The 25,517-nt window shown below is 53.4% G+C and carries 21 protein-coding genes; 18 read left to right on the forward strand and 3 right to left on the reverse strand.

Going from position 1 to position 25,517, the window contains the following annotated elements:
* Nucleotides 1-53 precede the first annotated feature (53 nt).
* From rpsO to HF984_RS03675, 3 genes are all read left to right on the forward strand, one after another.
* Nucleotides 54-323 (forward strand): 30S ribosomal protein S15, encoded by a 270-nt coding sequence (gene rpsO / locus HF984_RS03665; RefSeq protein WP_168614324.1) that lies wholly within the window; start codon nucleotides 54-56, stop codon nucleotides 321-323.
* Nucleotides 324-618: 295 nt separating this feature from the next.
* The gene (locus HF984_RS03670) at nucleotides 619-2,832 is read left to right on the forward strand and encodes a polyribonucleotide nucleotidyltransferase (RefSeq protein WP_168614325.1); all 2,214 of its coding nucleotides are present in this window, start codon (nucleotides 619-621) and stop codon (nucleotides 2,830-2,832) included.
* 151 nt (nucleotides 2,833-2,983) lie between these two features.
* Nucleotides 2,984-4,315, forward strand: a complete 1,332-nt coding sequence (locus HF984_RS03675; RefSeq protein ID WP_168614326.1) for a M16 family metallopeptidase — start codon at nucleotides 2,984-2,986, stop codon at nucleotides 4,313-4,315.
* Nucleotides 4,316-4,405: 90 nt separating this feature from the next.
* Here HF984_RS03675 and HF984_RS03680 read toward each other — a convergent pair whose 3' ends face one another.
* Complete coding sequence (locus HF984_RS03680) at nucleotides 4,406-6,331, reverse strand: acyltransferase family protein (RefSeq protein WP_168614327.1); 1,926 nt, start codon at nucleotides 6,329-6,331, stop codon at nucleotides 4,406-4,408.
* A 296-nt stretch (nucleotides 6,332-6,627) separates the two neighbouring features.
* On the opposite strand from HF984_RS03680, the gene dapB reads away from it, so the two are divergent.
* From dapB to HF984_RS03740, 12 genes are all read left to right on the forward strand, one after another.
* A complete protein-coding gene (gene dapB / locus HF984_RS03685; RefSeq protein WP_168614328.1) occupies nucleotides 6,628-7,383 on the forward strand; it encodes a 4-hydroxy-tetrahydrodipicolinate reductase in 756 nt (251 codons plus the stop codon).
* The gene (locus HF984_RS03690) at nucleotides 7,383-7,991 is read left to right on the forward strand and encodes a hypothetical protein (RefSeq protein WP_228008052.1); all 609 of its coding nucleotides are present in this window, start codon (nucleotides 7,383-7,385) and stop codon (nucleotides 7,989-7,991) included. Before dapB ends, HF984_RS03690 begins: the two co-directional genes overlap by 1 nt.
* A gap of 91 nt (nucleotides 7,992-8,082) precedes the next feature.
* Nucleotides 8,083-9,015 carry a 4-hydroxy-tetrahydrodipicolinate synthase gene (gene dapA / locus HF984_RS03695; RefSeq protein ID WP_168614329.1) on the forward strand — a complete coding sequence of 311 codons (933 nt, stop codon included), beginning with the start codon at nucleotides 8,083-8,085 and terminating at the stop codon, nucleotides 9,013-9,015.
* Between the two features lie 79 nt (nucleotides 9,016-9,094).
* Nucleotides 9,095-10,804 carry a ribonuclease J gene (locus tag HF984_RS03700; RefSeq protein ID WP_168614330.1) on the forward strand — a complete coding sequence of 570 codons (1,710 nt, stop codon included), beginning with the start codon at nucleotides 9,095-9,097 and terminating at the stop codon, nucleotides 10,802-10,804.
* Between the two features lie 131 nt (nucleotides 10,805-10,935).
* On the forward strand, nucleotides 10,936-14,013 hold the full coding sequence (locus HF984_RS03705) for an FtsK/SpoIIIE family DNA translocase (RefSeq protein ID WP_168614331.1): 3,078 nt from the start codon (nucleotides 10,936-10,938) through the stop codon (nucleotides 14,011-14,013).
* Between the two features lie 91 nt (nucleotides 14,014-14,104).
* Nucleotides 14,105-14,713, forward strand: coding sequence for a CDP-diacylglycerol--glycerol-3-phosphate 3-phosphatidyltransferase (gene pgsA, locus HF984_RS03710; RefSeq protein ID WP_168614332.1), 609 nt, complete (start codon nucleotides 14,105-14,107; stop codon nucleotides 14,711-14,713).
* Nucleotides 14,713-15,210, forward strand: a complete 498-nt coding sequence (locus HF984_RS03715) for a CinA family protein (RefSeq protein ID WP_168614333.1) — start codon at nucleotides 14,713-14,715, stop codon at nucleotides 15,208-15,210. Before pgsA ends, HF984_RS03715 begins: the two co-directional genes overlap by 1 nt.
* 306 nt (nucleotides 15,211-15,516) lie before the next feature.
* On the forward strand, nucleotides 15,517-15,969 hold the full coding sequence (locus HF984_RS03720; protein ID WP_168614334.1) for a helix-turn-helix domain-containing protein: 453 nt from the start codon (nucleotides 15,517-15,519) through the stop codon (nucleotides 15,967-15,969).
* A 95-nt stretch (nucleotides 15,970-16,064) separates the two neighbouring features.
* Nucleotides 16,065-16,286 carry a DUF3046 domain-containing protein gene (locus HF984_RS03725; RefSeq protein ID WP_168614335.1) on the forward strand — a complete coding sequence of 74 codons (222 nt, stop codon included), beginning with the start codon at nucleotides 16,065-16,067 and terminating at the stop codon, nucleotides 16,284-16,286.
* A gap of 272 nt (nucleotides 16,287-16,558) precedes the next feature.
* A complete protein-coding gene (gene recA, locus HF984_RS03730) occupies nucleotides 16,559-17,680 on the forward strand; it encodes a recombinase RecA (RefSeq protein ID WP_168614336.1) in 1,122 nt (373 codons plus the stop codon).
* Between the two features lie 269 nt (nucleotides 17,681-17,949).
* Complete coding sequence (locus tag HF984_RS11445) at nucleotides 17,950-18,987, forward strand: regulatory protein RecX (protein ID WP_247596439.1); 1,038 nt, start codon at nucleotides 17,950-17,952, stop codon at nucleotides 18,985-18,987.
* An 8-nt stretch (nucleotides 18,988-18,995) separates the two neighbouring features.
* A complete protein-coding gene (locus HF984_RS03740) occupies nucleotides 18,996-19,988 on the forward strand; it encodes a DNA glycosylase AlkZ-like family protein (protein ID WP_168614337.1) in 993 nt (330 codons plus the stop codon).
* A gap of 10 nt (nucleotides 19,989-19,998) precedes the next feature.
* On the opposite strand, the gene HF984_RS03745 is transcribed toward HF984_RS03740, so the two are convergent.
* On the reverse strand, nucleotides 19,999-21,114 hold the full coding sequence (locus HF984_RS03745) for a hypothetical protein (protein ID WP_168614338.1): 1,116 nt from the start codon (nucleotides 21,112-21,114) through the stop codon (nucleotides 19,999-20,001).
* Between the two features lie 32 nt (nucleotides 21,115-21,146).
* Between HF984_RS03745 and miaB the strand changes: the two genes are divergently transcribed.
* Genes miaB through dapF form a run of 3 tightly spaced genes read left to right on the forward strand, consistent with a single transcriptional unit; the run spans nucleotide 21,147 to nucleotide 24,616 of the window.
* Nucleotides 21,147-22,664 (forward strand): tRNA (N6-isopentenyl adenosine(37)-C2)-methylthiotransferase MiaB, encoded by a 1,518-nt coding sequence (miaB, locus tag HF984_RS03750; protein WP_168614339.1) that lies wholly within the window; start codon nucleotides 21,147-21,149, stop codon nucleotides 22,662-22,664.
* A complete protein-coding gene (gene miaA / locus HF984_RS03755; RefSeq protein WP_168614340.1) occupies nucleotides 22,664-23,617 on the forward strand; it encodes a tRNA (adenosine(37)-N6)-dimethylallyltransferase MiaA in 954 nt (317 codons plus the stop codon). The genes miaB and miaA overlap by 1 nt, the downstream gene beginning before the upstream one ends.
* A gap of 51 nt (nucleotides 23,618-23,668) precedes the next feature.
* The gene (gene dapF, locus HF984_RS03760) at nucleotides 23,669-24,616 is read left to right on the forward strand and encodes a diaminopimelate epimerase (RefSeq protein ID WP_168614341.1); all 948 of its coding nucleotides are present in this window, start codon (nucleotides 23,669-23,671) and stop codon (nucleotides 24,614-24,616) included.
* A 389-nt stretch (nucleotides 24,617-25,005) separates the two neighbouring features.
* Here dapF and HF984_RS11900 read toward each other — a convergent pair whose 3' ends face one another.
* Entirely contained in the window at nucleotides 25,006-25,239 is a 234-nt protein-coding gene (locus HF984_RS11900; protein ID WP_425594344.1) for a hypothetical protein, read from the reverse strand.
* Nucleotides 25,240-25,517 lie beyond the last annotated feature (278 nt).

The following is a 25,517-nucleotide window of genomic DNA, read 5'->3' on the forward strand; positions in this document are numbered from 1 at the left end:
TCTAACAAAAGTTGGTGCGGGCCATCACGGCACTAACTCCAGGAGTTATAAACATGGCACTTGATCCCAAAATCAAGCAGGAAATCATCGCAGAATATGCAACCCACGAGGGCGACACCGGTTCACCCGAGGTTCAGGTTGCAGTTTTGACTCGTCGTATCACCGACTTGACCGAGCACATGAAGGAACACAAGCACGACCACCACTCACGTCGTGGCCTGATGATCCTCGTTGGTCGCCGTCGTAACCTGCTCGGCTACCTCAAGCGCGTTGACATCGAACGCTACCGTGCACTCATCGAGCGCCTGGGCTTGCGTCGATAAATATTTTTGAAGGTAAGGGCGGCATCTTTGACGTAAGACGTTTCATCACTTTTATATCGGTTATAAACTGATAGAGAGAAGTGCTGGCGTTCTTGACTCAAAGTACCGCCCTTGCTTCATACCCGGATCTTTCGGGTACAGCTAATTTTCCCAACAGTTTGCATTCTCCTTGCAGGGCTTTCGCGGTCCTCGGTAGTGGCTTCCGGAATCCGCATTGCGCGGGCGTCCGTGAGCCTCGATCGAAGACCGAAACATGCACGGGAATGCAAACTAAAATACGAGAAATGGAGGAACCTTGGAAGGTCCCGAAATTCAGTTTGCAGAAGCAATCATTGACAACGGTAAGTTTGGTAAGCGTACCGTTCGCTTTGAAACCGGTCGTTTGGCTAAGCAGGCAGCTGGCTCAGCAATGGTTTACATTGACGATGAAACCTCAATGCTTTCAGCTACCGCTATTGGTAAGCAGCCCCGCGAAGGCTTCGACTTCTTCCCGCTCACCGTTGACGTTGAAGAGCGTATGTACGCAGCCGGTAAAATTCCCGGCTCATTCTTCCGTCGTGAAGGACGCCCCTCAACCGATGCGATCCTGACCGCGCGTCTGATTGACCGCCCCCTGCGTCCTGCCTTCAAGAAGGGTATTCGCAACGAGGTGCAGGTTGTTGTTACCGTGCTCTCCATCGAGCCCGATGAAATCTACAACACCGTAGCAATCAACGCGGCATCATGCTCCACCACTCTGTCAGGCGCACCTTTCGCAGGACCCATTGGTGGCGTTCGCGTTGCTTTGATTGATGGTCAGTGGGTTGCTTTCCCCAAGCACTCACAGCTTGAAAACGCTGTATTTGACATGGCTGTCGCTGGCCGCGTCATTACCCGTGCTGACGGCACTGAAGACGTTGCAATCATGATGGTTGAAGCAGAAGCAACCGATAACTCATGGAAGCTCATCAAGGAAAACGGTGCAGTAGCACCTACCGAAGAAATCGTTGCTGAGGGTCTTGAAGCATCAAAGCCCTTCATCAAGGCACTGTGCCAGGCACAGTCAGACCTCAAGGCTCGCGCTGGCAAGGCTGAACTGGATCTGCCCTTCTTCGGCTCACACGGTGATGACGTTGATGCGGCCGTTAAGGAATACGCATCAGAGAAAATCGTTGATGTTTACTCCATCGCAGGTAAGCAGGAGCGCGAAATCGCATCCGAGAACCTGCAGAAGGAAATCATCGAGGCTCTTGCCGGTGAAGGCAAGGAGTTCGAAGGACGCGAGTCTGAGGTTAATGCTGCATTCAATGGCTTGACCAAGCACACCGTTCGTCAGCGCATCCTCACCGAGCAGGTACGTATTGACGGTCGCGGTCTGACCGACATCCGTCAGCTCACCGCTGAGGTTGAGGTTCTGCCTCGCGTACACGGTTCAGCAATCTTCGAGCGTGGCGAAACCCAGATTATGGGTGTTACCACCTTGAACATGCTCAAGCTCGAACAGCAGCTGGATTCACTGCACCCTGTCAAGGCTAAGCGCTACATCCACCACTACAACTTCCCGCCCTACTCAACCGGTGAAACCGGACGCGTGGGCTCACCCAAGCGTCGCGAAATCGGCCACGGTGCTCTCGCTGAGCGCGCTTTGACTCCGGTTCTGCCTTCACGTGAGGAATTCCCTTACGCGATTCGCCAGGTGTCAGAAGCTCTGGGCTCAAACGGCTCAACCTCGATGGGTTCAGTTTGTGCATCAACCCTGTCACTGCTCAACGCTGGTGTGCCCCTGCGCGCGCCCGTTGCAGGTATCGCAATGGGCTTGGTCTCAGACGAAGTTAACGGCGAAACCCGTTACGCAGCTCTGACCGATATCCTCGGTGCAGAAGATGCACTGGGCGATATGGACTTCAAGGTCGCAGGTACTTCAGAGTTCGTCACCGCAATCCAGCTGGACACCAAGCTTGACGGTATCCCCGCATCCGTTCTGGCCGCAGCACTGACCCAGGCACGCGAAGCACGTTTGCACATCCTTGACGTTATCAATGCTGCAATTGACGCTCCGGATGAGATGAGCGACTTCGCACCGCGCGTTATCTCAGTGAACGTTCCTGTTTCAAAGATCGGTGAGGTTATCGGCCCCAAGGGTAAGATGATCAACCAGATTCAGGAAGAAACCGGCACCGACATCAGTATCGAGGACGACGGCACCGTTTACATCGGCGCAACCGATGGTCCTTCAGCTGAGGCTGCACGTTCAGCGATTAACGCTATCGCTAACCCGCAGGTACCTGAGGTCGGCGAGCGTTACTTGGGCACTGTTGTTAAGACCACCACTTTCGGTGCGTTTGTGTCGTTGACTCCGGGCAAGGACGGCCTGTTGCATATTTCAGAGCTGCGTAAGCTCAACGATGGCAAGCGTGTAGATGACGTTGAAGACGTTGTTGGCGTTGGCCAGAAGGTTCAGGTTGAGATCACCAAGATTGATGATCGTGGCAAGCTCTCACTGGCACCCGTTGTTGCTGAAGAAGCGTAAGGTTGCCTTGCTTTTAGCAATCTAAACCTTTGATATGAGTAGCCTCGGCCCGTGAGGGGTCGGGGCTACTTATCTAAAGGGGCACATTTTTGTTGCGGCGCAGGTAGGTAAGGATGCGCGGTGATGCTTTGACAGATTTGAAAGGCGATTTATGCCCATTGAACTTCCTCTCACACAAGCAGATGTGCAGGACGAACTTGATTTTGTAAACGGGCGTTTGGTGTATGCGGGCGAGGGTGGTAACGAGGTCCGTCGTTCTATTCTGCCCGGTGGCGTGCGTGTGATGACGGAGCGTATGCCCTCGCAGCGCAGTGTTTCTATTGGTTTTTGGGTGGGCGTTGGCTCTCGCGATGAGCAGCCCGGTATGCTGGGCTCCACCCATTTTCTTGAGCATCTGTTGTTCAAGGGTACTGATACCCGTTCGGCATTGGATATTGCGCAGTCGTTTGATGAGGTGGGTGGCGAGTCTAACGCGCTGACCGCTAAGGAGCACACCTGTTACTACGCTCGTGTGCTGGATGAAAACACACAGATGGCTATTGATGTGATTGCCGATATGGTGAGTAACGCAAAGCTCGATGCTCAGGATTTGGAGCAAGAGCGCGGCGTCATTCTCGAGGAAATCGCGATGGATCAGGACGATCCCACCGATGTTGCTTTTGAAAACCACATTGAGCAACTGATGGGGCACAACCCGCTCGGGCGTCCGATTGGTGGGACCCCCGAAGAGATTCAAGCTGTTCCGCGCGATGCTGTGCGGGAGCACTTTAAGAAGTTTTACACTCCTGATCGTTTGGTGATTTCTGCAGCGGGTTCGTTGAACCATTCTGAGATTGTTCAGTATGTGCTTTCGGCATTGGAAAAGAGCGGTTGGAATCTGCAAGAGGGTGTGTTGCCGGTTGCTCGTCGTGAGCGTCATGCTTCAGCTATTGAGCCGTTTGCTCTAGACCGCGATGTCGAAAAGGGATTTGAGCAGACCAATATTGTGGTGGGGCGTCCGTCCATTATCGCCGGTGACGACCGGCGTTACGCTATGAGTGTTCTAACGTCAGCGTTGGGCGGCGGTATGTCATCGCGTCTGTTCCAAGAGATCCGTGAAAAACGCGGTCTTGCTTATTCAACTTTCGCGTTCTCCGGTGCGTATTCAGACGCCGGTTACTTTGGTATGTATGCGGGATGTTTGCCGGCAAAGACCGACCAGGCTCTTGAGCTCATGAACAGTGAATTTGAAGCATTGGCGCGTGATGGTTTGCGCCCGAAAGAGCTACAGAAAGTAGTGGGACAGCTCGGCGGTGCCACTATTCTCGGTAGTGAGGATGCCGGTTCTCGCATGTCCCGATTGGGTCGCGCTGAGCTGGATTCCGGTAAGTACTACTCGTTGGATGAGCTTCTGACCGGGATCCGATCGGTGACTCTTGGCGATGTTCACGAACTGTTGAAGTTCCTGAACGAGCAGGCTCAGATAACAACGATTGTCCGCTAGCGTAAGCGAGTTCTAAAGCCCGTGAGATTTACCGAAGCGGTAGGCCTCACGGGCTTTTAGTATTTAGCACGGTGGTAAGAGAGGGCGTGGTTATTTCGCCTGGGCAGTCTTAACAGCTTGCGCCACGGTTGCGGCGTAGAGAGCTGCCCCCTGCTCGTTGGGGTGCACACCATCGGATGCTAACAGCTGAGGCTTGCCGGCCGATGCGGCTGCCCAGTCTGCAACCGTGAGGTTGGGGTAGCGGGTTGCGGCGTCCTGAATAACCCGGTTAGAGGTGGAAACCCATTCAAGGTTCGCAGGTGCTTGCCCGGTCACCATCACCACGTTTTTGACGCCCAGTTCTTTGGTTTTGCTCATGACGTCATCGACCATCTCTGGCGTGAGCGTTGAGTTGGTGGCAAGCGAGATGACCACGGTGTCACCGAGGACGCCCTGATCAAGTTTGTTTTGTAGCAAACCGTCGGCTGTTGAAAATTGGCGCGAAACTTCAGCGTCGATGGACGCTTGTGGGAGTTTTTGTTCAAGCTGGCCAGCTGATGCCAGCGCAACGGAATCGCCAATGACGGTGACTGTATTGGGCTTGACTGTTGGCGTGGGGGGCGCGGTGGGACTTGGCTGAGCAGATTCTTCAGCGGCAGCCTTTTTCTTTGCTTCTTCAGCCTCTTTAGCCTGCTGTGCTTGAAGCTGACGAGCTTTAGCCTCGCCTTCAGCAACAAGCTGTTGAGCCTGCGTCATCTCGGGCGCCGTACGAACCGCGAAAACTGTGCCCACGCATCCGATAAGCAACAGGAAAGCCGCGGTCAGCGGAAGAGCCTTAGAACGGCCGAACATCGCGTTCACCCATTCAGAAAGCGCACCCCTAAAACCGAGACGTCGAACAGGGGTCTCTACATACATGTAGGAAAGACCAGCAAGTACAAGCGTCAACAAGACGAGAACTACGCGGGTTACAGTGCCGTAGTCCGGTCCCAGCAAGTAGTGGGCAATGACCGCAAGCGGCCAGTGCCACAGGTAAATTCCGTAGGAGCGGCGTCCTAGCCACACCAGCGGAGCAAAAGACAGCACCTTACGCAGCGCGATCGCGAGGGGGCTGCGTGTGTCTGGAAGAAGAGCCTGCACAACTCCCAACCCCAATACAGAACCAGCGAGCAACCCCCACGGCATGAGCAAAGCCTGATTGCGTTCGTTCAAGTGCATGGCAAGAAGTACTATCGCGGGCAAGCTCAGCCATCCTGCGAGCGCCCGCGCAAAACCAAGTAGACCGTTACCGTAGCCAACATGCGGGTAGAGGCGAGCGTCTACGGGCGGGTACATGCTCCACGGGATCAAAAGGGCTAAAAGTACACCCAGCATCAGGCCAAACAGGTGAGTGTCTGTACCGTAGTAGATGCGGGCAAAATTAGCACCCACCGCCACAAGAATGGTGGCAAGAAGCAGAGATAATGCGCCTAAGGATGCCGGGACGAGAGCACGTTGCCACCACTGGCGTAAGAAGATACAGGCAAAAACCAGCACAACGGGCCAAAAGAAATAGAACTGCTCTTCAACTGCCAGCGACCAAAAGTTAGTTAAAAGCTCCGGGGACGTCTGCGCAAAATAATCATTACCGGCTGCAATAGATAACCAGTTTGAAGAATAGGTAAAAGCACCAAGGAGCTGGCGGCCAATACCCACCAAGATATCGCCACCGATAAAAAATGCGATCGGGGTAATGGTTAGCGTGAGAACAGCGACTGCAGGAATCAGCCTGCGAATTCGGCGTACCCAAAACGCGACAATATCCATTTTGCCGGTGTAGGCGCCTTCTCTGAGCAAAAGCGCGGTAATCAAATAACCCGAGATGACGAAGAAAATATCAACGCCAATTAAACCGCCAGGTAAGACTTGCGGCCAAAAGTGATACACCAGTACAAGAGAAACAGCTATTGCTCGCAGACCGTCTAAACCTGTCAGAACAAAACGACGTTGCCCCTCTTCGGGGCGAACACCGGAGTAGAAAACGTGCTCTTGTTGCATACTTCCTCAACGCGTTTCTAGTACGGGGGAGCCGGGGCAAGCTACCTAAAGTCAGCCAGCCCTCAATAGATATCTGAGGCTGAGCATCACTTGATTCAAAGGGGATATCTTGGGGTGACTGTACCAGTCTAGTCACTGTCTCAAGGATACGGCGAAAAACCGAGCGAGCTTTTATGAATAAAGTTATTGAGATGCGTTTCATGTGGCGACATAAAGAGGACTCACACAAGTTCTAGCCGGTAGAGTGTGTCAGTGAATAGCAGTAGATAAGGTTCTACCTCACGAAAGGACGCTTGATGAGTAAGGTGTGGAAGGTCGCGGTGCTCGGCGCCGCTGGACGCATGGGATCAGAAGCCGTCAAGGCCGTGAATACTGCAGAAGACATGGATCTTGTAGCTGCGCTGGGTTCTTCGGATTCTTTGGATGAAGTAGTGGAATCAGGTGCTGAGGTCATCGTAGATCTCACGGTGCCGGACGTTACTGAGAAAAACGTGCGTTTCGCTATTGAACACGGCATCCACGCAGTAGTTGGAACCACCGGCTGGGACGATCAAAAAGTTGCTAACCTGCGCGATCTTCTTACTCAGCATCCTCAGGTCGGTGTTCTCATTGCCCCTAACTTCGCCATCGGATCAATCCTTGCGACCGAATTTGCGGCAAAGGCATCTAAGTTCTTTGAGTCTGTAGAAGTTATCGAGATGCACCACCCCAATAAGGTTGATGCTCCCTCTGGCACCGCCGTTCATACCGCTCACAAAATTGCTGAAGCACGTGAAGAAGCCGGCGTTGGCGCGTCCCCCGACGCTACCACTAAGGACGAAGGTGGCTCACGCGGTGCAGTCGTTGACGGCGTACATGTTCACGCTGTTCGCCTGCGCGGACTGGTCGCTCACCAGGAGATTCTTCTGGGCGATGCCGGTCAGCAGCTGGTCATTCGCCACGACTCCTTTGACCGCGCATCCTTTATGCCCGGCGTACTGCTTGGTGTTCGCGAAGTAGCAGCACACCCCGGACTCACCCACGGTCTTCACGGCTTCTTGGACCTTAGTTAATGAATTCTTTGAAAGCCTTTTCAGCTGTAGCGCTAGCACTACTAGCCATCACTGTGATGATTTTTCCCCTACCCACGGGCGGAAAAATCACTGTGTTTGTGGTGCTGGCGTGCGTTGGCGTTTTCGCTTTTGTTGAGGGGAGCGGTAAAACCAAAACCTTTGCAGGCATAGTGATCGCGCTACTGGTGCTGTATTTAGGCGTCACCGCCCAGCGCGGTGTGCTGCTTCTGACGAGCGGTTCTCTCGTTGGAATTGTGCTGGGACTGAGCTTGGTCGTTTTGCCCATCGTGGGCGCCTGGGCAATGGTTCGAGAAATCATCTTTGGTGCTCGCATCCAGTCAATGGCTGATGAAATGGCAGCATCGGGAGAACTGCCGCACGATAACTACCAGCGCACGGCAGCAGGACGCATCAACCGCGCCGATGCCGATGCACAATTTGCTACCTACCAGCGCGCTGTTGAAGAACACCCGGAACGCTGGCAGAACTGGTTCAACCTCTCACTTGCCTACGACGCATCGGGAGACCGCAAACGCGCCAGAAGCGCCATGCGAGATGCCATCTCACTCAAAGCCGGAAAAATCCCAGCTCACTTAAAAGAATCGTAAAACCCTGTACTCAACACATCACTTACTGATTTTGACCACAAATACGGGCAAAACAGTGAGCCCCACCCCTAAGACAAGGTAAATTAGATATATGTCGCAGTCAGCAAACACCCAAGGTACCTTCGGAGAACCCATTTTCGGTCGACTTCTGACCGCTATGGTGACACCCTTCTCGCAGGACGGCTCCGTTGACGAGAAGGCTACTGCAGAGCTCGCAACCCGACTCATTGATCGTGGCCACGATGGTCTTATCGTCTGTGGCACCACCGGCGAGTACTCCACCATGACCGATGAAGAAAACGAGCGTGTTTTCCGCATCGTGAAAGAAGCAGTGGGTGATCGCGCAAAGATTGTCGCTGGCGTCGGCTCAAACGACACCGCACACACTTTACACCTGACCAAAGCTGCTGACCGCGTGGGTGTAGACGGCTTGCTCGTTGTGACCCCCTACTACAACAAGCCCACTCAGTCCGGTTTGGTAGGGCACTTCAGCACTGTTGCGCAGTCCACCGATACTCCCGTCATGCTCTATGACATCCCCGGACGCGCAGGCATCCCGATTCAGCCCGATACCTACAAGGTTCTAGCTGAGCTCGACAACATCGTTGCAGTCAAGGACGCTAAAGCTGACCTTGGCGCTGCATCCGAGGTTATGGCATCTACCGACCTTCAGTACTACTCCGGCGATGACGGACTGACCCTTCCGTGGCTGAGCATCGGTGCAGTTGGCCTAGTAGGCGTGACCACCCACGTAGCACCGGAACTCTTCCGCAAACTCATCGATTCATTCGTTGAAAAAGACCTTGAAACCGCGCAGAGCATCCACCGCGATCTCGTGCCCGTTATCCGCGCAGCTATGGGACGCGTGCCCGGCTGCGTGGCAGCAAAAGAAATCTTGAAATGGCAGGGCGAGCTGGAGAACAGCACCGTACGCCTGCCGCACGTTGAGCCCACCGAAGCCGAAGCAACGGCTATGCGCGCTGACCTTCAGCAGTCGGTGATTGCATCAACACTGATTAAGTAATATCCCTCGTGAGACGGCGGGCTCAAAGACTGCAAATGTCTTTGGGTCCGTTTTTCACGGTTATAGAGAAAGGGGTCCTATGACCCATCTTGAATTTGATTTGCCCCGCCCGCCGAAGCTGAAAAAAGACACTCTACGCGTTATCCCATTGGGCGGTTTGGGTGAAGTCGGCCGTAACATGACCGTCTACGAAATCAACGGCAAGCTGCTTGTTGTGGACTGCGGCGTGCTGTTCCCCGAGGAATCACAGCCCGGCGTTGACCTTATTCTGCCCGATATCAACTACCTGCTGAACCGCCTTGACGATATCGTTGCTGTCATCTTGACCCACGGACATGAAGACCACATTGGTGCTGTTCCGTATCTGCTCAAGCGTCGCCCCGACATTCCTTTGGTCGGCTCACAGCTAACCCTTGCGCTGGTTGAGGCAAAACTCGCTGAACACCGCATCAAGCCCTACACCCTCACCGTTGAAGAGAACATGGTTGAGGCATTTGGCCCTTACGAATGCGAATTCGTTGCGGTCAACCACTCGATTCCTGACGCGCTCGCTGTCTTCATCCGCACGAAGGCCGGTAAGGTTTTGCACACCGGCGACTTCAAGATGGACCAGCTACCGCTGGACGGACGCCTGACCGACCTGCGTCATTTTGCTCGTTTGGGAGAAGAAGGCATCGACCTGTTCTTGCCGGATTCAACGAACGCTGAAGTTCCCGGCTTCACTCCGACCGAAAAGAACATCGGCGGCGTGCTGTCTCAGGTTTTCCGTGATGCACCGCGTCGCATCATCGTCGCGTCCTTCTCATCTCACGTTCACCGTGTACAGCAGGTGCTGGATGCCGCTCATGAGCGCGGACGCAAGGTTGTTCTGGTGGGTCGCTCAATGGTTCGCAACATGACCATTGCAGAGAAGCTCGGTTACTTGAATGTTCCTGAAGGTATTCTGGTTGATCTCAAGAAGATCGATAACTACCGTCCTGAAGAAATCGTGATGATGTGCACCGGCTCGCAGGGTGAGCCCATGGCAGCTCTTTCACGCATGGCAAACGGTGATCACAAGATTCAGATTGAGCAGGATGACACCGTGGTGCTCGCATCCTCACTGATTCCCGGTAACGAAAACAGCGTGTTCCGTGTTATCAACGGTCTGATGAAGCTCGGCGCTAACGTTGTGCACAAGGGCAACGCGAAGGTTCACGTCTCTGGTCACGCAGCAGCCGGTGAACTGTTGTACTGCTACAACATTCTCAAGCCCAAGAACGTCATGCCGGTGCACGGCGAAATCCGTCACCTCATTGCCAACGCTGAACTGGCTATCGAGACCGGTATTGACCCCGAAGGTGTCTTGGTTTGCGAAGATGGCGCAGTTGTCGATTTGGTCGACGGCAAAGCACGCGTGGTTGGCGCTGTCCCCAACGAGTACGTCTACGTTGATGGCCGTTCGGTCGGCGAGGTAACTGAAGACGACCTCAAGGACCGTCGCATCCTGGGCGAAGAAGGCTTCATCTCCATCGTTACTGTGATTGACCGCGACACCAAGCGCGTTGTCACCGGCCCCGATGTTCACGCTCGCGGTGTGGCAGAAGACGACTCTGTCTTTGACGACATCACGCCCAAGATCACTGCAGCTTTGGAAGATGCCTTGCACATGGCACCCGAGAAGATTCACACTACTCACCAGCTGCAACAGATTGTTCGCCGCACAATCGGCTCGTGGGTGGCACGTCGCCTGCGTCGTAAACCCATGATTATCCCTGTAGTGGTCGATACCCCTACCGAAGAGGACTAAATATCCTGTAGGTTAAACTAGACGTTAAACCTTTTATTCACGGTTCATCACGCGCGCGTTAGACTGACTTCTTGGTACAAGGAGCGTCTGACGCGCGTGAGATGTTTTGATTCAACGCAACATTGGAAAGTATGGCATCTCGTACACCTGCTCCACGTTCATCGGCATCAACTCGAAAAAATACCCGCAAAACCTCGGCTTCTAAGCGCGGAGGTTCCCGCGCGTCCTCATCAAAGTCTCGTTCGTCGCATCCTGAGCAAAGCTGGTTCAGCAAGGTTGTCCTCGGCGCGTGGCTCGCGCTGGCCCACACTGTGGGTGGGGCAGTGCGACGCATGGGCTTTTTGCGTACCGATTTAGATGCTACTGACCGCCGCGATGGTGGTGCTTTGCTGGTGCTTGTGCTCGGGTTGTTAACAGCTCTGGTTGAGTGGTGGGCATGGCGCACCGCAGATACGTACTCGTGGATCGAAGCTCCCTTGCGTGCTTGGCATGTGCTTGTGGGCGGTACCTTCGGCCAGGGTGCTCTGCTGATTCCAATCTTTGCTGCAATCTTTTCGTTTAGAATTTTCAGGCATCCGCTAGAAGTCCGAGATAACAACCGCATTGCCATCGGCATGTTCATTATGGTGCTTGCCGGTTCAATGCTTGGCGCTAAACTAGCTGGCTTTCCTACATTGGTGGGCGGTTTCGAGAGCGTCTGGGCAGGCGGCGGTATTCTCGGTTTGCTGACTGCTAATCCGGTTTCTCGACTTGTGGGCGGTCTCTCATTCTTTGAGTGGCTGGTCATTTTCCTCGTATTCGTTCTCGGTTTGCTGATTGTTACCAAAACGCCGCTGCGTCAGGTAGGGCCTCGTCTAGTCCATCTCATGAGCGTTGCACTCGGTGAGGCTCCGGAACGTCCAGAAGCGCGGTCAAAGAACGATAAAACGCGCCTTTTGGACGGCGAAGAACACGATCGTTCTTACCTGTACGATGAACCCGATACCGCTTCTCACCATGAACGTAAGGGACTGCTTGCTTGGCTTGGGTTCGGTCATTCTCATGAGGATGACCGCCGACTGGACCGCTATGACGGAGACGACGCGTTCGACACCGCTCTTTTGCACACCGATGATTCTGTGCCTGAAACAGTGCCTCAGCAGCGCGTAACCCAGGCATTCGACGTGGAAGCACCCGCTAAAAAGCGCAAGAAATCAAAGAAGCGCACTCCCGATTTGTTCGATCAGGGCAACTGGGAAGACGAGTCAGATGCTCCTGCACAGCGCCTTAGCCAGGCTCAGCAGGCTGCACAGGACTACGGACGCGTTCCTCAAGAACCCGCAGAATCTGTGGCTGCATCTCGTTTTGACAAGGGCGATGCTTCTGCAGCTAGAGCTTCACGCAGTGCATCCTCTGAAGAACCATCGGCTGCTGCCGCACCCGAACCCGCTCAACAGCAGGCACCGCGTCCTACGGTGCCGCGTCCCGGAGCTAACTCTGCTGCTAAACCCGCTGTGCCTTCACCGGCATCAGCACCTGCCGCTCAACAGCAGGCACCTGCGCGGGTAGCTAACAACACCGTTGCTGAGCCTACCCAGGCGCCGCGTCCGGCACAAAGTGTGCAGTCATCTGCCGGCAATTATGATTTGCCGGCTGAGTCGATGCTTGAAGCTGGGCCTCCCGCCAAGGAATCTTCAGAGGTCAACGAGCAAGTAGTAGAGGCACTCACAGGTGTTCTCAGCCAGTTCAACGTTGATGCTGAAGTCACCGGCTTCTCACGTGGTCCTACCGTTACTCGCTACGAGATTGAGCTTGGTCCGGGTACCAAGGTTGAGCGTGTTACGGCACTGTCAAAGAATATTTCTTACGCAGTGGCATCTGCTGATGTGCGTATTCTTTCACCGATTCCTGGCAAGTCCGCTATCGGTATTGAGATCCCCAATACTGACCGCGAAACCGTGGTCTTGGGCGATGTTTTGCGTTCTCCGCAGGCACACAGCAACGAGCATCCTATGGTCATGGGCGTTGGTAAGGACGTCGAAGGCGGGTTCGTTTTGGCGAACCTCGCTAAGATGCCGCACATGCTGGTGGCTGGTGCTACCGGTGCCGGTAAATCATCGTTTGTGAACTCGATGATTACCTCGATTTTGATGCGCGCAACCCCTGACCAGGTTCGTCTTGTCATGGTTGACCCCAAGCGTGTGGAACTCACCGCCTATGAGGGTATTCCGCATCTGATTACGCCGATTATTACTAACCCCAAGAAGGCTGCTGAAGCTTTGCAATGGGTAGTGCGTGAGATGGATGCGCGCTATGATGATTTGGCGCATTACGGCTACAAGCACATTGACGACTTCAACAAGGCTGTCAAAGCCGGCAAGATTACTGCGGATCCCGGTTCTAAACGTGAGCTGAAGGCTTACCCCTACCTGCTGGTGATTGTTGACGAGCTTGCTGACTTGATGATGGTCGCTCCTCGTGACGTTGAAGAGTCCATCGTGCGTATCACTCAGCTGGCGCGTGCCGCCGGTATTCACCTGGTTCTGGCAACCCAGCGTCCTTCAGTTGATGTTGTCACCGGTCTGATTAAGGCGAACGTCCCCTCACGTATGGCGTTTGCGACGTCATCGGTGACTGACTCCCGCGTGGTGTTGGACCAGCCCGGTGCTGAGAAGTTGATCGGTCAAGGTGACGCTCTTTTCTTGCCGATGGGTGCATCCAAGCCGATGCGTGTTCAGGGCGCGTGGGTTGGTGAATCCGAGATTCACGAGGTCGTTGAGCACGTAAAGACTCAGATGCCGGTGCACTACCGCGACGATGTTATTCAGGCGGCTCCCAAGAAAAAGATTGATGACGACATTGGGGATGACCTGGACGTTCTGTTGCAGGCGGCAGAGCTGGTTGTTACCACACAATTCGGTTCGACCTCGATGCTACAGCGTAAGCTGCGCGTTGGTTTCGCTAAGGCAGGACGCCTCATGGATCTTTTGGAATCTCGTGAGATTGTTGGCCCGTCAGAGGGCTCTAAGGCACGTGATGTTTTGGTTCAGCCTGATGATCTGCCGACCGTTCTTGCTCGTTTGCGCGGTGAAGATCCACCGGCACCGGCTGAACAGCCCGTCGATCTTGTAGCTCAGTCACAGGATCAGATGGGGGAGCCTGCTGTTGACTATTTCGATGAAGCCGATGACCCGGACAGCGAGGACGCTTGGAATCTTACCGGTCGCTAGTGGTCACCGCATCGCCGCGTCACCTCACCTGAACTTCCGAGGTAGCGTACTGTAAAGATATATACGCTTTCTCTAGCTTTGAAAGGGCATCATGAGTGTAGATACCGCACCTAACTCATCGAACTGGAACCTGCCTAACGCTTTGACTGCGTTGCGCATTGTGATGGTTCCTGTGTTCATTTGGCTGTTGTGGGCAGGTGGCACTCACGGTGATGCCAGCTTGTCGATGCGTTGGTGGGCTGTTGCCGTCTTTATTCTTGCCATGATTACAGATTGGCTTGATGGGTCTATTGCTCGTTCTCGTAATCTGATTACCAGCTTTGGCAAGATTGCTGATCCGATTGCCGATAAGTTGCTCACCGGTGCAGCTTTTGTGGTGCTGTCGATGCTCGGTGAGTTGTGGTGGTGGGTGACAATCGTTATTTTGGTTCGTGAGTGGGGAATTACCATCATGCGCTTGTTTATTATCAAGTACGGTGTGATGGCTGCGTCGAAGGGTGGCAAGCTTAAGACTGTTTTGCAGACGGTTGCGCTCGTTCTGATGATTCTCCCGTTGGGTCAGCTGGGTACGTGGGCTCTGTGGCCCGGGTGGATTGTCATGGGCGCCGTCGTGGTGGTCACTGTCGTTACCGGTATTGATTACGTGGTCAAAGCAATGCAGCTGCGTCGTGATTACTATGCCAACCAGGGTGCGCGCTAATGTCAGATGTGCAGCAACTGAGCGCCGAGGTTATTTCTTGCGCTAAGGACGCCGGCGTTCAGCTAGCTACAGCGGAGTCATTAACCGCCGGGCTGGTGGGCGCAACAATCTGTGATGTCTCGGGGGCTTCTGCGGTCTATCGCGGGGGAGTTATCTCTTACAGTAGCGATATCAAAGCGGAGGTTCTTGGCGTCAGCTCAGAACTATTAGTGACGCGCGGTGCAGTGGACGCTGAGGTCTCCATGCAGATGGCAGAAGGCACTGCCCGTGTTTGTAAAGCGGAGGTCGGTATCTCAACTACGGGTGTTGCCGGGCCTGATCCTTTGGACGGTAAACCGGTAGGTACTGTCTTTTTGGGAGTAGCCAGCCCTCGCGGTCGACGTTCTCGCGAGCTTCACTGCACCGGAGATAGAGCGGCTATCCGTCAGCAATCGGTGCAAGAGGCATTGGAGCTTCTGCTCGAAGAGCTGACTGCGATGAAAAAATTTTCTTCATAAAATTTTTCTGTACTGTGCGGAATAAAAACGACGCCGGTGCGTTATACACAAGTGAACGTAGAAAATTTTGAGTAGGATTCAGCAAAGGACTCAGGTTTCTTTGAGGTTATTGCCAGCTAATCACTGGTAAAACAGGGAAGAAAATCAAAGGTTTAAACGTTTAGATAGATGAATAGAACGTTACATTCTCCGTAACCTTCTAGATTTAGCTATACGAGCCGAACGATATCCAGTAGGCTTATGAACTAATAAGTTGCGCACAATGACAGAGAAAGCGCACCGACATACCGGGAGATTGGTATAAAAATGACAAAGCAACCCGTATCCGTGAACGGTGTCGTCCGTTGGAGGGATGTGGGTCAGTCTGAAAATGCTGCACCTGCAACCCACGCACCGAAGTCCGTTCTACTTCGTCACGCTATTGGTGAGGTGCTGCGCGATGTTCGTCAGCGTCAGGCACGTACTCTGCGCGAAGTTTCACACAGCGCGCGTGTTTCACTTGGCTACTTGAGCGAAGTTGAGCGTGGCCAGAAAGAAGCGTCATCCGAGTTGCTCGCATCAATCTGCGAAGCTTTGGATATCACTCTTTCACAGATGCTTCGCGAGGTTTCAGACCGCATGGCGGCTGAGGAGAACTTCACTGTTCCTGATACCGTTCCAGCTGAGTTCTCAGACCAGTTCAAGCGTGAATACGGAATCTCCGCTACCTCAAGCAAGGATATTCCGCGTGATGCAGGTACTTACACTGCCGCTCGCTAAAAAAGTTTTATAGCGCAATACCCCGTTCGCCAGGTGTGGTGGGCGGGGTCTTGTGTTGTGTAGCTGGAGAATAAGTTTGGTAGGGGAGGCAATACATGAAGCTGAGTCAATTTTGGTTTTTGATGGAGAACGAGTTCGGAAAAACCTACTCTAAGGTGCTGGCTCGGGATCTTGTGCTGAGTGAATTTGGAAATATCACGGCGCTAGAGGCTATTGACCGTGGCGAAAAAGTTGCTGATGTGTGGGACGCCGTGTGTGCGATGCAGGATGTTCCGCCGGAGCGTCGCTGGGGACCGGATATTCCACCTAAACCGTAAGTGAATGAACGGTGGCTCTGAAGGATTTCACTCAAAGATTATTCGAAGATGTGTTCCCGTACTATTTTTAATAGAAAATATGTTCGAAAAGCTGTAAGCTTGTGTCCACAATGAAAAAACTTCGGGAAAAATCGCGAAGTTATCCACAGATTTTAGAAACCGCCTTATATTGTCAGTCGGTACCTGTACCGTGGTGACTAAGAAATAACGCAAGACCGCATCAACGCGGTAAAACTTTGAAGTAACCACACGACCAAAGAGGAAAAGTACGTATGGCAGCGAAAGCACGTTCAAATACTTCAGTAAGCCAGGTAACCGGTAGCGACCGCGAAAAGGCGCTGGAAACTGTTCTTGCACAGATCGACAAGAACTACGGTAAGGGTTCAGTGATGCGACTGGGCGATCGTGAACAGCAGAAGGTAGAGACTATCTCTACCGGTGCTCTGTCGTTGGACGCGGCGCTCGGCATTGGCGGTTTGCCTCGTGGCCGCGTCGTAGAAATCTACGGCCCCGAATCATCAGGTAAAACCACCGTGGCTTTGCACGCGATTGCAAGTGTCCAGAAAGAGGGCGGCATTGCAGCTTTTATCGACGCTGAGCACGCTCTTGACCCTGTCTATGCAGCAAAGTTGGGTGTAGATACCGACGCACTTTTGGTCTCACAGCCTGACACTGGTGAACAGGCGCTTGAAATCATGGACATGCTCGTTGGCTCGGGATCCATCGATATCATCGTCATCGACTCCGTAGCGGCACTGACACCGCGCGCTGAAATCGAAGGCGAAATGGGCGACTCACACGTCGGTCTTCAGGCTCGTCTGATGAGCCAGGCGCTCCGTAAGATTACCGGTCGCCTGTCTCAGACCGGCACTACCGCAATCTTCATCAACCAGTTGCGTGAAAAGATCGGTGTATTCTTCGGCTCACCTGAAACCACCACCGGTGGCAAGGCACTTAAGTTCTACGCATCAGTGCGCATCGACATCCGCCGTATTGAGACCCTCAAGGACGGCGCGAACCCCATCGGTAACCGCACCCGCGCCAAGATCGTCAAGAACAAGATGGCTCCTCCCTTCAAGCAGGCTGAATTCGACATCCTCTACGGTGAAGGCATCTCTATCGAGGGCGGCATTATCGATATGGGTGTTGAAAACGGCATCGTGAAGAAGTCCGGCGCATGGTTCACCTATGAAGGCGACCAGCTGGGGCAGGGCAAAGAAAATGCCCGCCGCTTCCTCAAAGACAACCCCGAGCTTGCAGAAGAGATTCAGTACAAGACTCTTGTAAAGCTTGGCATCATTGAGGACGGCGAAGAAGCTCCCGAAGGTATCGTTCCTGAAGGCGCTCTCGATGACACCATTGATCCTTTGGAAGACTTGCCTGAGAACTTCTAAACCACGATATAAAAAGTGCTGCCGCCTGATGTAAGGTGGCAGCACTTTTTTGTAGTTGCAGACGCTACAGAATATCGGGCGGAAAATACGTTAGGTCTTTAGCCGCTCGTGATGCTGATCTTCATCATAGATAAAATTAACGTGAGCGGATGCTGATGGCAGGAACAAAGAGCGTGCCGAATGGTCTTACGATATGAAGATGGCGTGAGTACAACACAATCTGCGCCTGCATATGCCTCAGAAAAAACGCGCGTAGAAAGGAGCTCCCCATGCTTGATAAGGAATACCCTGACTGGCATCCGGCTGCTACCGGTGCCCGCGAAGAAAAACCGGGGGAAACCGTTATCGCCTCGCGCAATAGCGAGCGTGTGGGAACTCAGTATACGGGCACTAGCGGCAAGAAAGCGTCCTTCGGTGCAAACGCATCAGGTGAGGAAGATCGAGGTACAGACAGGAACAGGACCTACAACGGCAAGAAGTCAAAGTACGGTCAACGCAGATACAACACGGCTCGTAAGAAGGGGTTCCGCAAGCCCCCGGTTAAGTACTTACAGAATTCACCTTTTGCGCCAGCTATGGGAGCTTCTGCAGGTGCAGAGGAAGAAACACAAAATCGTGGCTCCCTCAAGACCGGTGCGCGTCCTGCTAAACGTCCTATGTTCCGTGAAGACAGTCGCCTGAGCCAGTCCGACACCGAGGAAGACCTGGCAATGTATGCCCTACACGGTGTAGGTGTGCCGGGCGAAGAAGAAAAATCCGGAAAAAGGAAAAAGAAGGAACCTGAAAGCGAATTCACCATGGCCAAGAATATTGTGCTGAACCAGTTGGCGATGGCTCCGCGTTCTCGTGCACAACTGGCGAAAAAACTTGCTGACCGGGAAATTTCTGAGGAAACTGCGGAAGATATTCTGAGCCGTTTTGAGGCGGTCAACCTCATTAACGATGCTGAGTTCGCTGAGGTGTACGTGCGTACACGCGCTAACGTGAAAAAGCTGAGCAAGAACGCTATTCGACGCGAGCTCAAACAGAAAGGCGTTGAAGGCGAGGCTGCTGAAGTAGCACTTGAACAGCGCAGCGATGAGGATGAGCGGAGTGACGCTCACGCATTGGTGGCAAAGAAACTTCGCCCGTCCATGGATTTTTCTGACCGTAAGGAAAAAGACAAGATTATGCGTCGTTTGGTGGGGATGCTGGCGCGTAAAGGGTATCCGCCATCGATGGCGTTTGGTGTCGTTAAGGATGAAATTGAGCGTTATGTCCAGGAGAACGGTCTGGATGCAACAGGCGACGACGATTATTACTTTTAGGAAGTGACATGGGACTTTCGCCTCGGAAAGAACTGCAAGCTCGCAGGCTTATCGCTCAGGGTCTAGCCGCTAGTGCTGCGCGTCCTGAACTGAGTTCGCCGCACGAGGTGACACAGCATCTGCTTGCCTTACAAGGGCAAACATTCAAAGCTGGTGTGCGCGCTATTGCTATTCGCGTGAATAACGGGCAAAAGCCGCAGGACGAAGGCGTTCTTGCCAGCATTGATGCTCACGATATTGTGCGTTGCTGGCCGATGCGAGGTACTTTGCATTTTGTAAACGGCGAGGACGCCCGGTGGTTGATGCGTTTGTGTTCTCCTCGGGTAGAGTCAGGCGCTTCGAAACGCCGCCCCGCTCTGGGGTTTGCTGATGGCGATTTCGAGGTAGCTCACGAAGCTTTGAACACTCACCTGTTGAATCTTGAAACGGGGCAGGTGCTGGAGCGTCCTCATGCTTACCAGCTGTTTACCGATGCCGGGATTGACGCGGGCGAAGGACGCGGTCCTCACCTGTTGCGTGCTCTGGGCGGTGCCGGTGATATTGTGCAACTGCGTCCGCAAGGGCGCGCTGAAACTTTTGTGCATGTTGATCGGCTGAATATTTCTCAGCGTGAGGTGGCTTCAGCTGAGGCTCTTGCTGAACTGGGTACCCGCTATCTCAACGGGCACGGTCCTGTGCAACTGGAGGATTTGTGCTGGTGGTCGTATCTCACCAAAAAAGACAGCAAAAAGGCTTTGGAGTCAGCGAGTAATTCTGTAAAGTTGATGATCGGCGGGGAAGAATTTTATGCACCGGCATGGCAGAAAAACGTGACCGAGGCTGAGATGCGAGCTGCCCTGCGACGCATCTATAAGCTACCGGCTTTTGACGAGTATTTGCTGGGGTACTCAAATAAGTCATTCACGATGCCTGATGAGATTAGGCATGAAGTACTCACCAAAAATGGGCTGAGCTGGGACTTTACCGTGAAGAACGGCGAAGTGGTAGGCAGAACTGTCTAGGCACACCTTTTCAGAGCACGCGGTTAATCGGTGAGAGCATCCCGGTTTGTTCTATGAGAGTGCACCGAATAGTCATTACCGCCGCTTGCACGCACGGATCGTCAGCGGCTGTTTGGTATGTAGCGCCTCTATATACCTGCTGATAGAAAGTATTGCACGCATCATGCCATGAGGCGGTGGTGCTTAGCTTTTCAAAGCGAGATTCAGGATGCGACGGGAAGCCCAGGAGTATCTCGGCCACGGGCAGAGCCCAGTGGTGGATGGCTGTTCCTTCAGCATCAATTCCTCGTACTTCAGTGCCGCGTTGACTCTGGGAAACAAGCATGTTTTGCGGTGAAAAATCTGCTGAGCTGAGCACTGAGTGTGCAGGATCGGGAAAGATAATGGAGCTAAGCTGCGCTTCAAGTTCACGATGGTAGGCATTGTTGGCGGAATGCCCTGAATCTACCACAAACTTTTCTAAACCCTTGAAAGCCAGCTGCGGCGAGGTCATCCGTCCGGGGTATCGGGCACGAGCATCCGCTGTCACAAGAGAACGCTGAAAAGTTTCTTGAACTGTCTGTTGCCGCGTGGAGTTAAGCTGAGTAGCCCAAAAATTGCTCCAAAGGTCCAGGCCTTCGGCAATGTGCGCGCTCGCATCCTGACCAGCGTTGCCGTTTTCGCTGAGAGAGCTAACCGACAGAAACTCGCTGAGATGAGTTCCCAAAATGTACTCAAGAATTAAGAACCGTGCGTCATCATCCCACCCCAGCAGTTGGGAGTATGAGCTTTCCACTAGCGAATTCAAAGAACTCAACCCGTGCTTTTCTCTTAGATACCCAAACCCGCCAGAGTTCGTTGCTGAGTCTTTGCGTCGAAAATGCTTGACCACCACGGTAGCCGGCGCACCGGAGCCTCGCTCAGCATGCTCGCCTACCACGCTAATAACTACCGATCGCATGCCTGCTGAAAAAATTCTTGCCGAAACTGCTTTCCCCAAAAACTTTTCTGAGGCAGCAATCATCGAAAGTAGCAAGCGCTCAAATTTGGCAGTATCCACGGGAGAATCGCCGGTTTTCAGGGTGTATCCTGCAATCGCCTGCTGACAAATGGTTTCTAAATGTGGCGAACGTGGCGGAATACTCATGGAGCACATTATGCCCTATCTAGTAACCTTGAATGGTGACTTTGAATGTAGCTGAAACCAAAACATCCTCAACCGAAAATGCACGCACGTACGAGGTGCGTACTTTTGGGTGTCAGATGAACGTGCACGACTCCGAACGTATGTCGGGTCTTCTGGAATCAAACGGTTATGTGCCGGTTAAAGAGGGCGAGCACCCCGATCTCGTCGTGTTTAACACCTGTGCTGTGCGCGAGAACGCAGATAACAAGCTGTACGGTAACCTCGGTATGCTTGCGCCGATTAAGCGCGAGAACGAAGGTATGCAGATTGCTGTGGGCGGTTGTCTTGCGCAGAAAGATCAAGACACTATCTTGAAAAAGGCGCCCTGGGTTGATGTTGTTTTCGGTACGCACAACATTGGTTCTTTGCCGACGCTACTAGAGCGCGCCCGCCACAACGATGAGGCGCAGGCTGAGCTTCTTGAGTCGTTGGAGGTTTTCCCGTCGACTCTGCCGACTAAGCGTGATCACGTGTACTCTGGTTGGGTTTCAATTTCGGTGGGTTGCAATAACACCTGCACCTTCTGCATCGTGCCGTCATTGCGCGGTAAGGAGAAAGACCGCCGCCCTGGCGATATTCTTGCTGAGGTTCAGGCGCTGGTAGATGACGGCGCTATCGAGGTGACGTTGCTGGGGCAGAACGTGAACTCTTACGGTGTTGAGTTCGGTGACCGTCAGGCGTTCTCAAAGTTACTTCGTGCCTGCGGTGAGATTGAGGGACTGGAGCGCGTGCGTTTTACCTCACCCCACCCTGCAATGTTCACCGATGATGTGATTGACGCTATGGCTGAGACCCCTAACGTGATGCCCGTGTTGCATATGCCCTTGCAGTCGGGTTCTGACAAGGTCCTCAAAGACATGAAGCGTTCCTACCGTTCCAAGAAGTTCCTTGGAATTTTGGAAAAGGTACGCGAGAAGATGCCGGATGCTGCCATTACCACCGACATTATTGTTGGTTTCCCCGGGGAGACCGAAGAAGACTTCCAAGAAACTATGCGCGTAGTCGAGGAATCTCGTTTCTCATCGGCGTTCACCTTTCAGTACTCCATTCGCCCGGGCACCCCTGCGGCGACTATGGACCATCAGGTTCCAAAGGATGTCGTACAGGAACGCTATGAGCGTCTGACTGCTTTGCAGGATCGCATCGCTGCCGAAGAAAATGCTAAGCAGCTGGGTAAGACCGTTGAGCTGATGGTCGTGGCTGAGTCAGGTCGTAAGGCTGAGCAGACTCACCGTCTTTCAGGACGCACCCGCGATATGCGTCTGGTTCACTTTAGCGTCCCGGAAGGTGCTGAGCAGCCGCGTCCTGGTGACCTTGTTACTCTGCCCATTACCGAGGCAGGTTCATTCCACCTTCTGTCAGACCCAACTGCGGAGCAGTACTCTGTGCGCCGTTCACGAGCGGGCGATGCGTGGGATCGAGCGCAGGCTGATTCATGTGGCACCGGAACCACTCAGGTTTCAGGCGGTCCCGTGAACTTGGGCTTCCCCACGATTGGTTTGCGTAAGTAATGAACGCTACGGAACGCCAGCTACCCGTCATCGCTATTGTGGGGCCGACGGGTAGCGGCAAATCTGATCTCGCTATAGAGCTTGCGCTCGCGCTGGGTGGCGAGTGCATTAATGCTGACTCGATGCAGTTTTATCGCGGAATGGATATTGGTACCGCGAAGGTTTCTGCCGATGAGATGCGCGGGATTCCGCACCATTTGCTGGATATTATGGGTGTGCGTGAAGAAGCTTCTGTGGCTGTATTCCAGCAGCAGGCACGAGACCTTTTTGATGAGATTAGTTCTCGCGGCAAGTATCCCATTCTGGTGGGCGGCTCAGGGCTCTACGTGCGTGCTGCTCTAGATGTCCTTGAATTTCCTGAAACTGACGCGTCCGTTCGTGCCCGTTTAGAGGGCGAGCTCAAAGAGCGAGGACGCGGTGTGCTACTCAGCAGGCTCAAAGAGGTTGATCCGGAGTCGGCTTCGCGTGTGAAGGACGACCGTCGTCTGGTGCGGGCGCTAGAGGTTCATGAGGTTACGGGACGCCCGTTCTCCTCCTTTATGCTGCAGCGGGAGTACGTACGTCCTACTGTGCAGGTTGGTCTGAACGGTGATCGAGCGCAACTGCACGAACGTCTGCATGCCCGTGTGGTGAAAATGGCGGAACGCGGTTTGTTAAAAGAGGTTGAAGAGTTAGAGCCTGTAGGTCTTTGTGAAGGGAAGACAGCCTCTAAGGCTCTGGGATACGCGCAGTTTCTGAAGGTTCTTGATAGCGAGCGCGGTCTTCTGCCCGAAAGCGAAAATTACACTGTAGAGCAGGCTATCGATGACACCACGGTGGCAACCCGTCAGTTTGCGCGCCGGCAAATCACCTGGTTCAACGCCGACCCGCGCGTGAACTGGCTGGACTGGAATGACCCAGAAAAGCTTGAAAAAGCAATTGATTTGACTAAAAGCTTTACACCCGTCGAATAACCACCTGTAGGGTTGTAGTGAACATCTTTTTGGTCTTGTACGAGGAGCATCATGAGCAATACACCATCACCCTGGGGCGAATTATCAGGCGTTGAGCTGACCAAGGGTCAGGGTACCGGTAATGATTTTATTTTCGTCAAAGACCCCACCGGCACGTTGGAGCTAGACCAGGATCTGGTTGCTCGCGCTTGCGATCGTCATTTTGGTTTCGGTGCTGATGGTTTTATCCGCGCTATTAAGACCGAAAACCTTATCGAGGGTAAGCATCTTTTAGAAGAGCACCCCGATGCTACCTGGTTCATGGACTACCGCAATGCCGATGGTTCTTTGTCTGAAATGTGTGGCAACGGTGTTCGCGCCTTCATTGAATACCTGCGAACTGAAAGCCTCATTGACCTTGAAGAGGGCGGACGCGTGGTGATTGGTACCCGCGCCGGTATTAAGGCTGTTGCGATGGTTGAAAATGGTTACGCTGTTGACATGGGGCCGTGGAGCTTTATTGACGGTGATTCAGCACGCGATAACGGTCACGATGCCATGGTCAACGCTCGTGGTCTTAAAACTACGCGTCCTGCCGTGTCGATTTCGATGGGTAACCCGCATACTGTTGTTGCTCTTGGCACCGAGGGCAAGCTGGATGGCTTGGGTCTTGAAACTGCACCTAAGGTGACCCCTGTGCCTCCCAACGGAACCAATGTTGAATTCGTGGTTCCTGAGGAGATTGAAGAGACTGAGGCTGAGACTGGCGAAGTGAACGTGGGTGCTATTCGCATGCGTGTTCATGAACGCGGTGTAGGGGAGACTCTTTCGTGCGGTACCGGTGCGTGCGCCGCTGCGGCCGCGACTCGTTTCTGGGGCGGTGAAGAAGCTCCCGATGAATGGCTCGTGCATGTACCCGGTGGCACGCTTGCGGTGACCTTCGTGCTTGGCCCGGATAACCTGGAGCACGTAGTATTGGCTGGTCCCGCTGTCATGACAGGAAAAATGACGCTGGCATAAGGCTCCACGACTCGCGTCCTACATGCTCAATAGCCCGGTTTCACGGAGGAACCGGGCTATTATTATGCCAACTCAACAATGATATGAGTTGCACTACGGTAAGTATGAGGTGAGCAACACATGAAAACCCGATACATCCCCCGTTTTCCTGTGAAATACAGACTCAAACTGGTGTATCTTTACTTTCTGCTTGCCTTAGCTCTTGCGGCGGGTATGTGCACCGTCGCTGTCATGACTGATGGTGCCAGTGCTTTGTGGACGCGGTGCTGGGGCTGGTATCTGCTGGTCTTTTTAGCATGGCAGGTACTAGTGCATCCTCATGTGGTACTCAACGAAACCAGAATAGAAATTATTAATCCCTTTCACACGCATATGATTGACTATGAGACTTATTCAAAAGTCCTCCCAGCAGCACAAAACACCAACCCCCGCACCACCGCAAACACCCGCCCATACAAGCCCAGCGGCCTACGAAACCCAGAATGCAAAATACGCCAGGTCTTGATCTGGGCAATCACCGGCTCCACCACCGCCCGGCGTGAATTAATGAACCTGTTCACCGCCTTCACATCCGCAGGTATCCTACGGGCCTTACTACGCCGTGTCGGGGTGACCAACCCCAACCCGATGTAACCCTTATCAGCTAAAGTGCCTTTGCGGCTTCGGAACCTTTATGAACAAGCCTCGGTGCAACACCCAATAGAATCCGCCAATCCCCGTACAACATGTGGCCCTAAGGGTAGCTTTCTACACTTAGGGCCACAGCTACAGAAGCCAAACTATTTTTATATCACACCATGAAAACTAAAGAAGCTCAGACTCTTTGAGTAACCGGACAATCTCAGTATGTTTAAACTTCCTATCAAGCCATCCTTTGCTGAAATGCCCACCAGGAAGCTTA

The sequence above is a fragment of the Rothia terrae genome, assembly GCF_012396615.1.
GTDB lineage: Bacteria > Actinomycetota > Actinomycetes > Actinomycetales > Micrococcaceae > Rothia > Rothia terrae.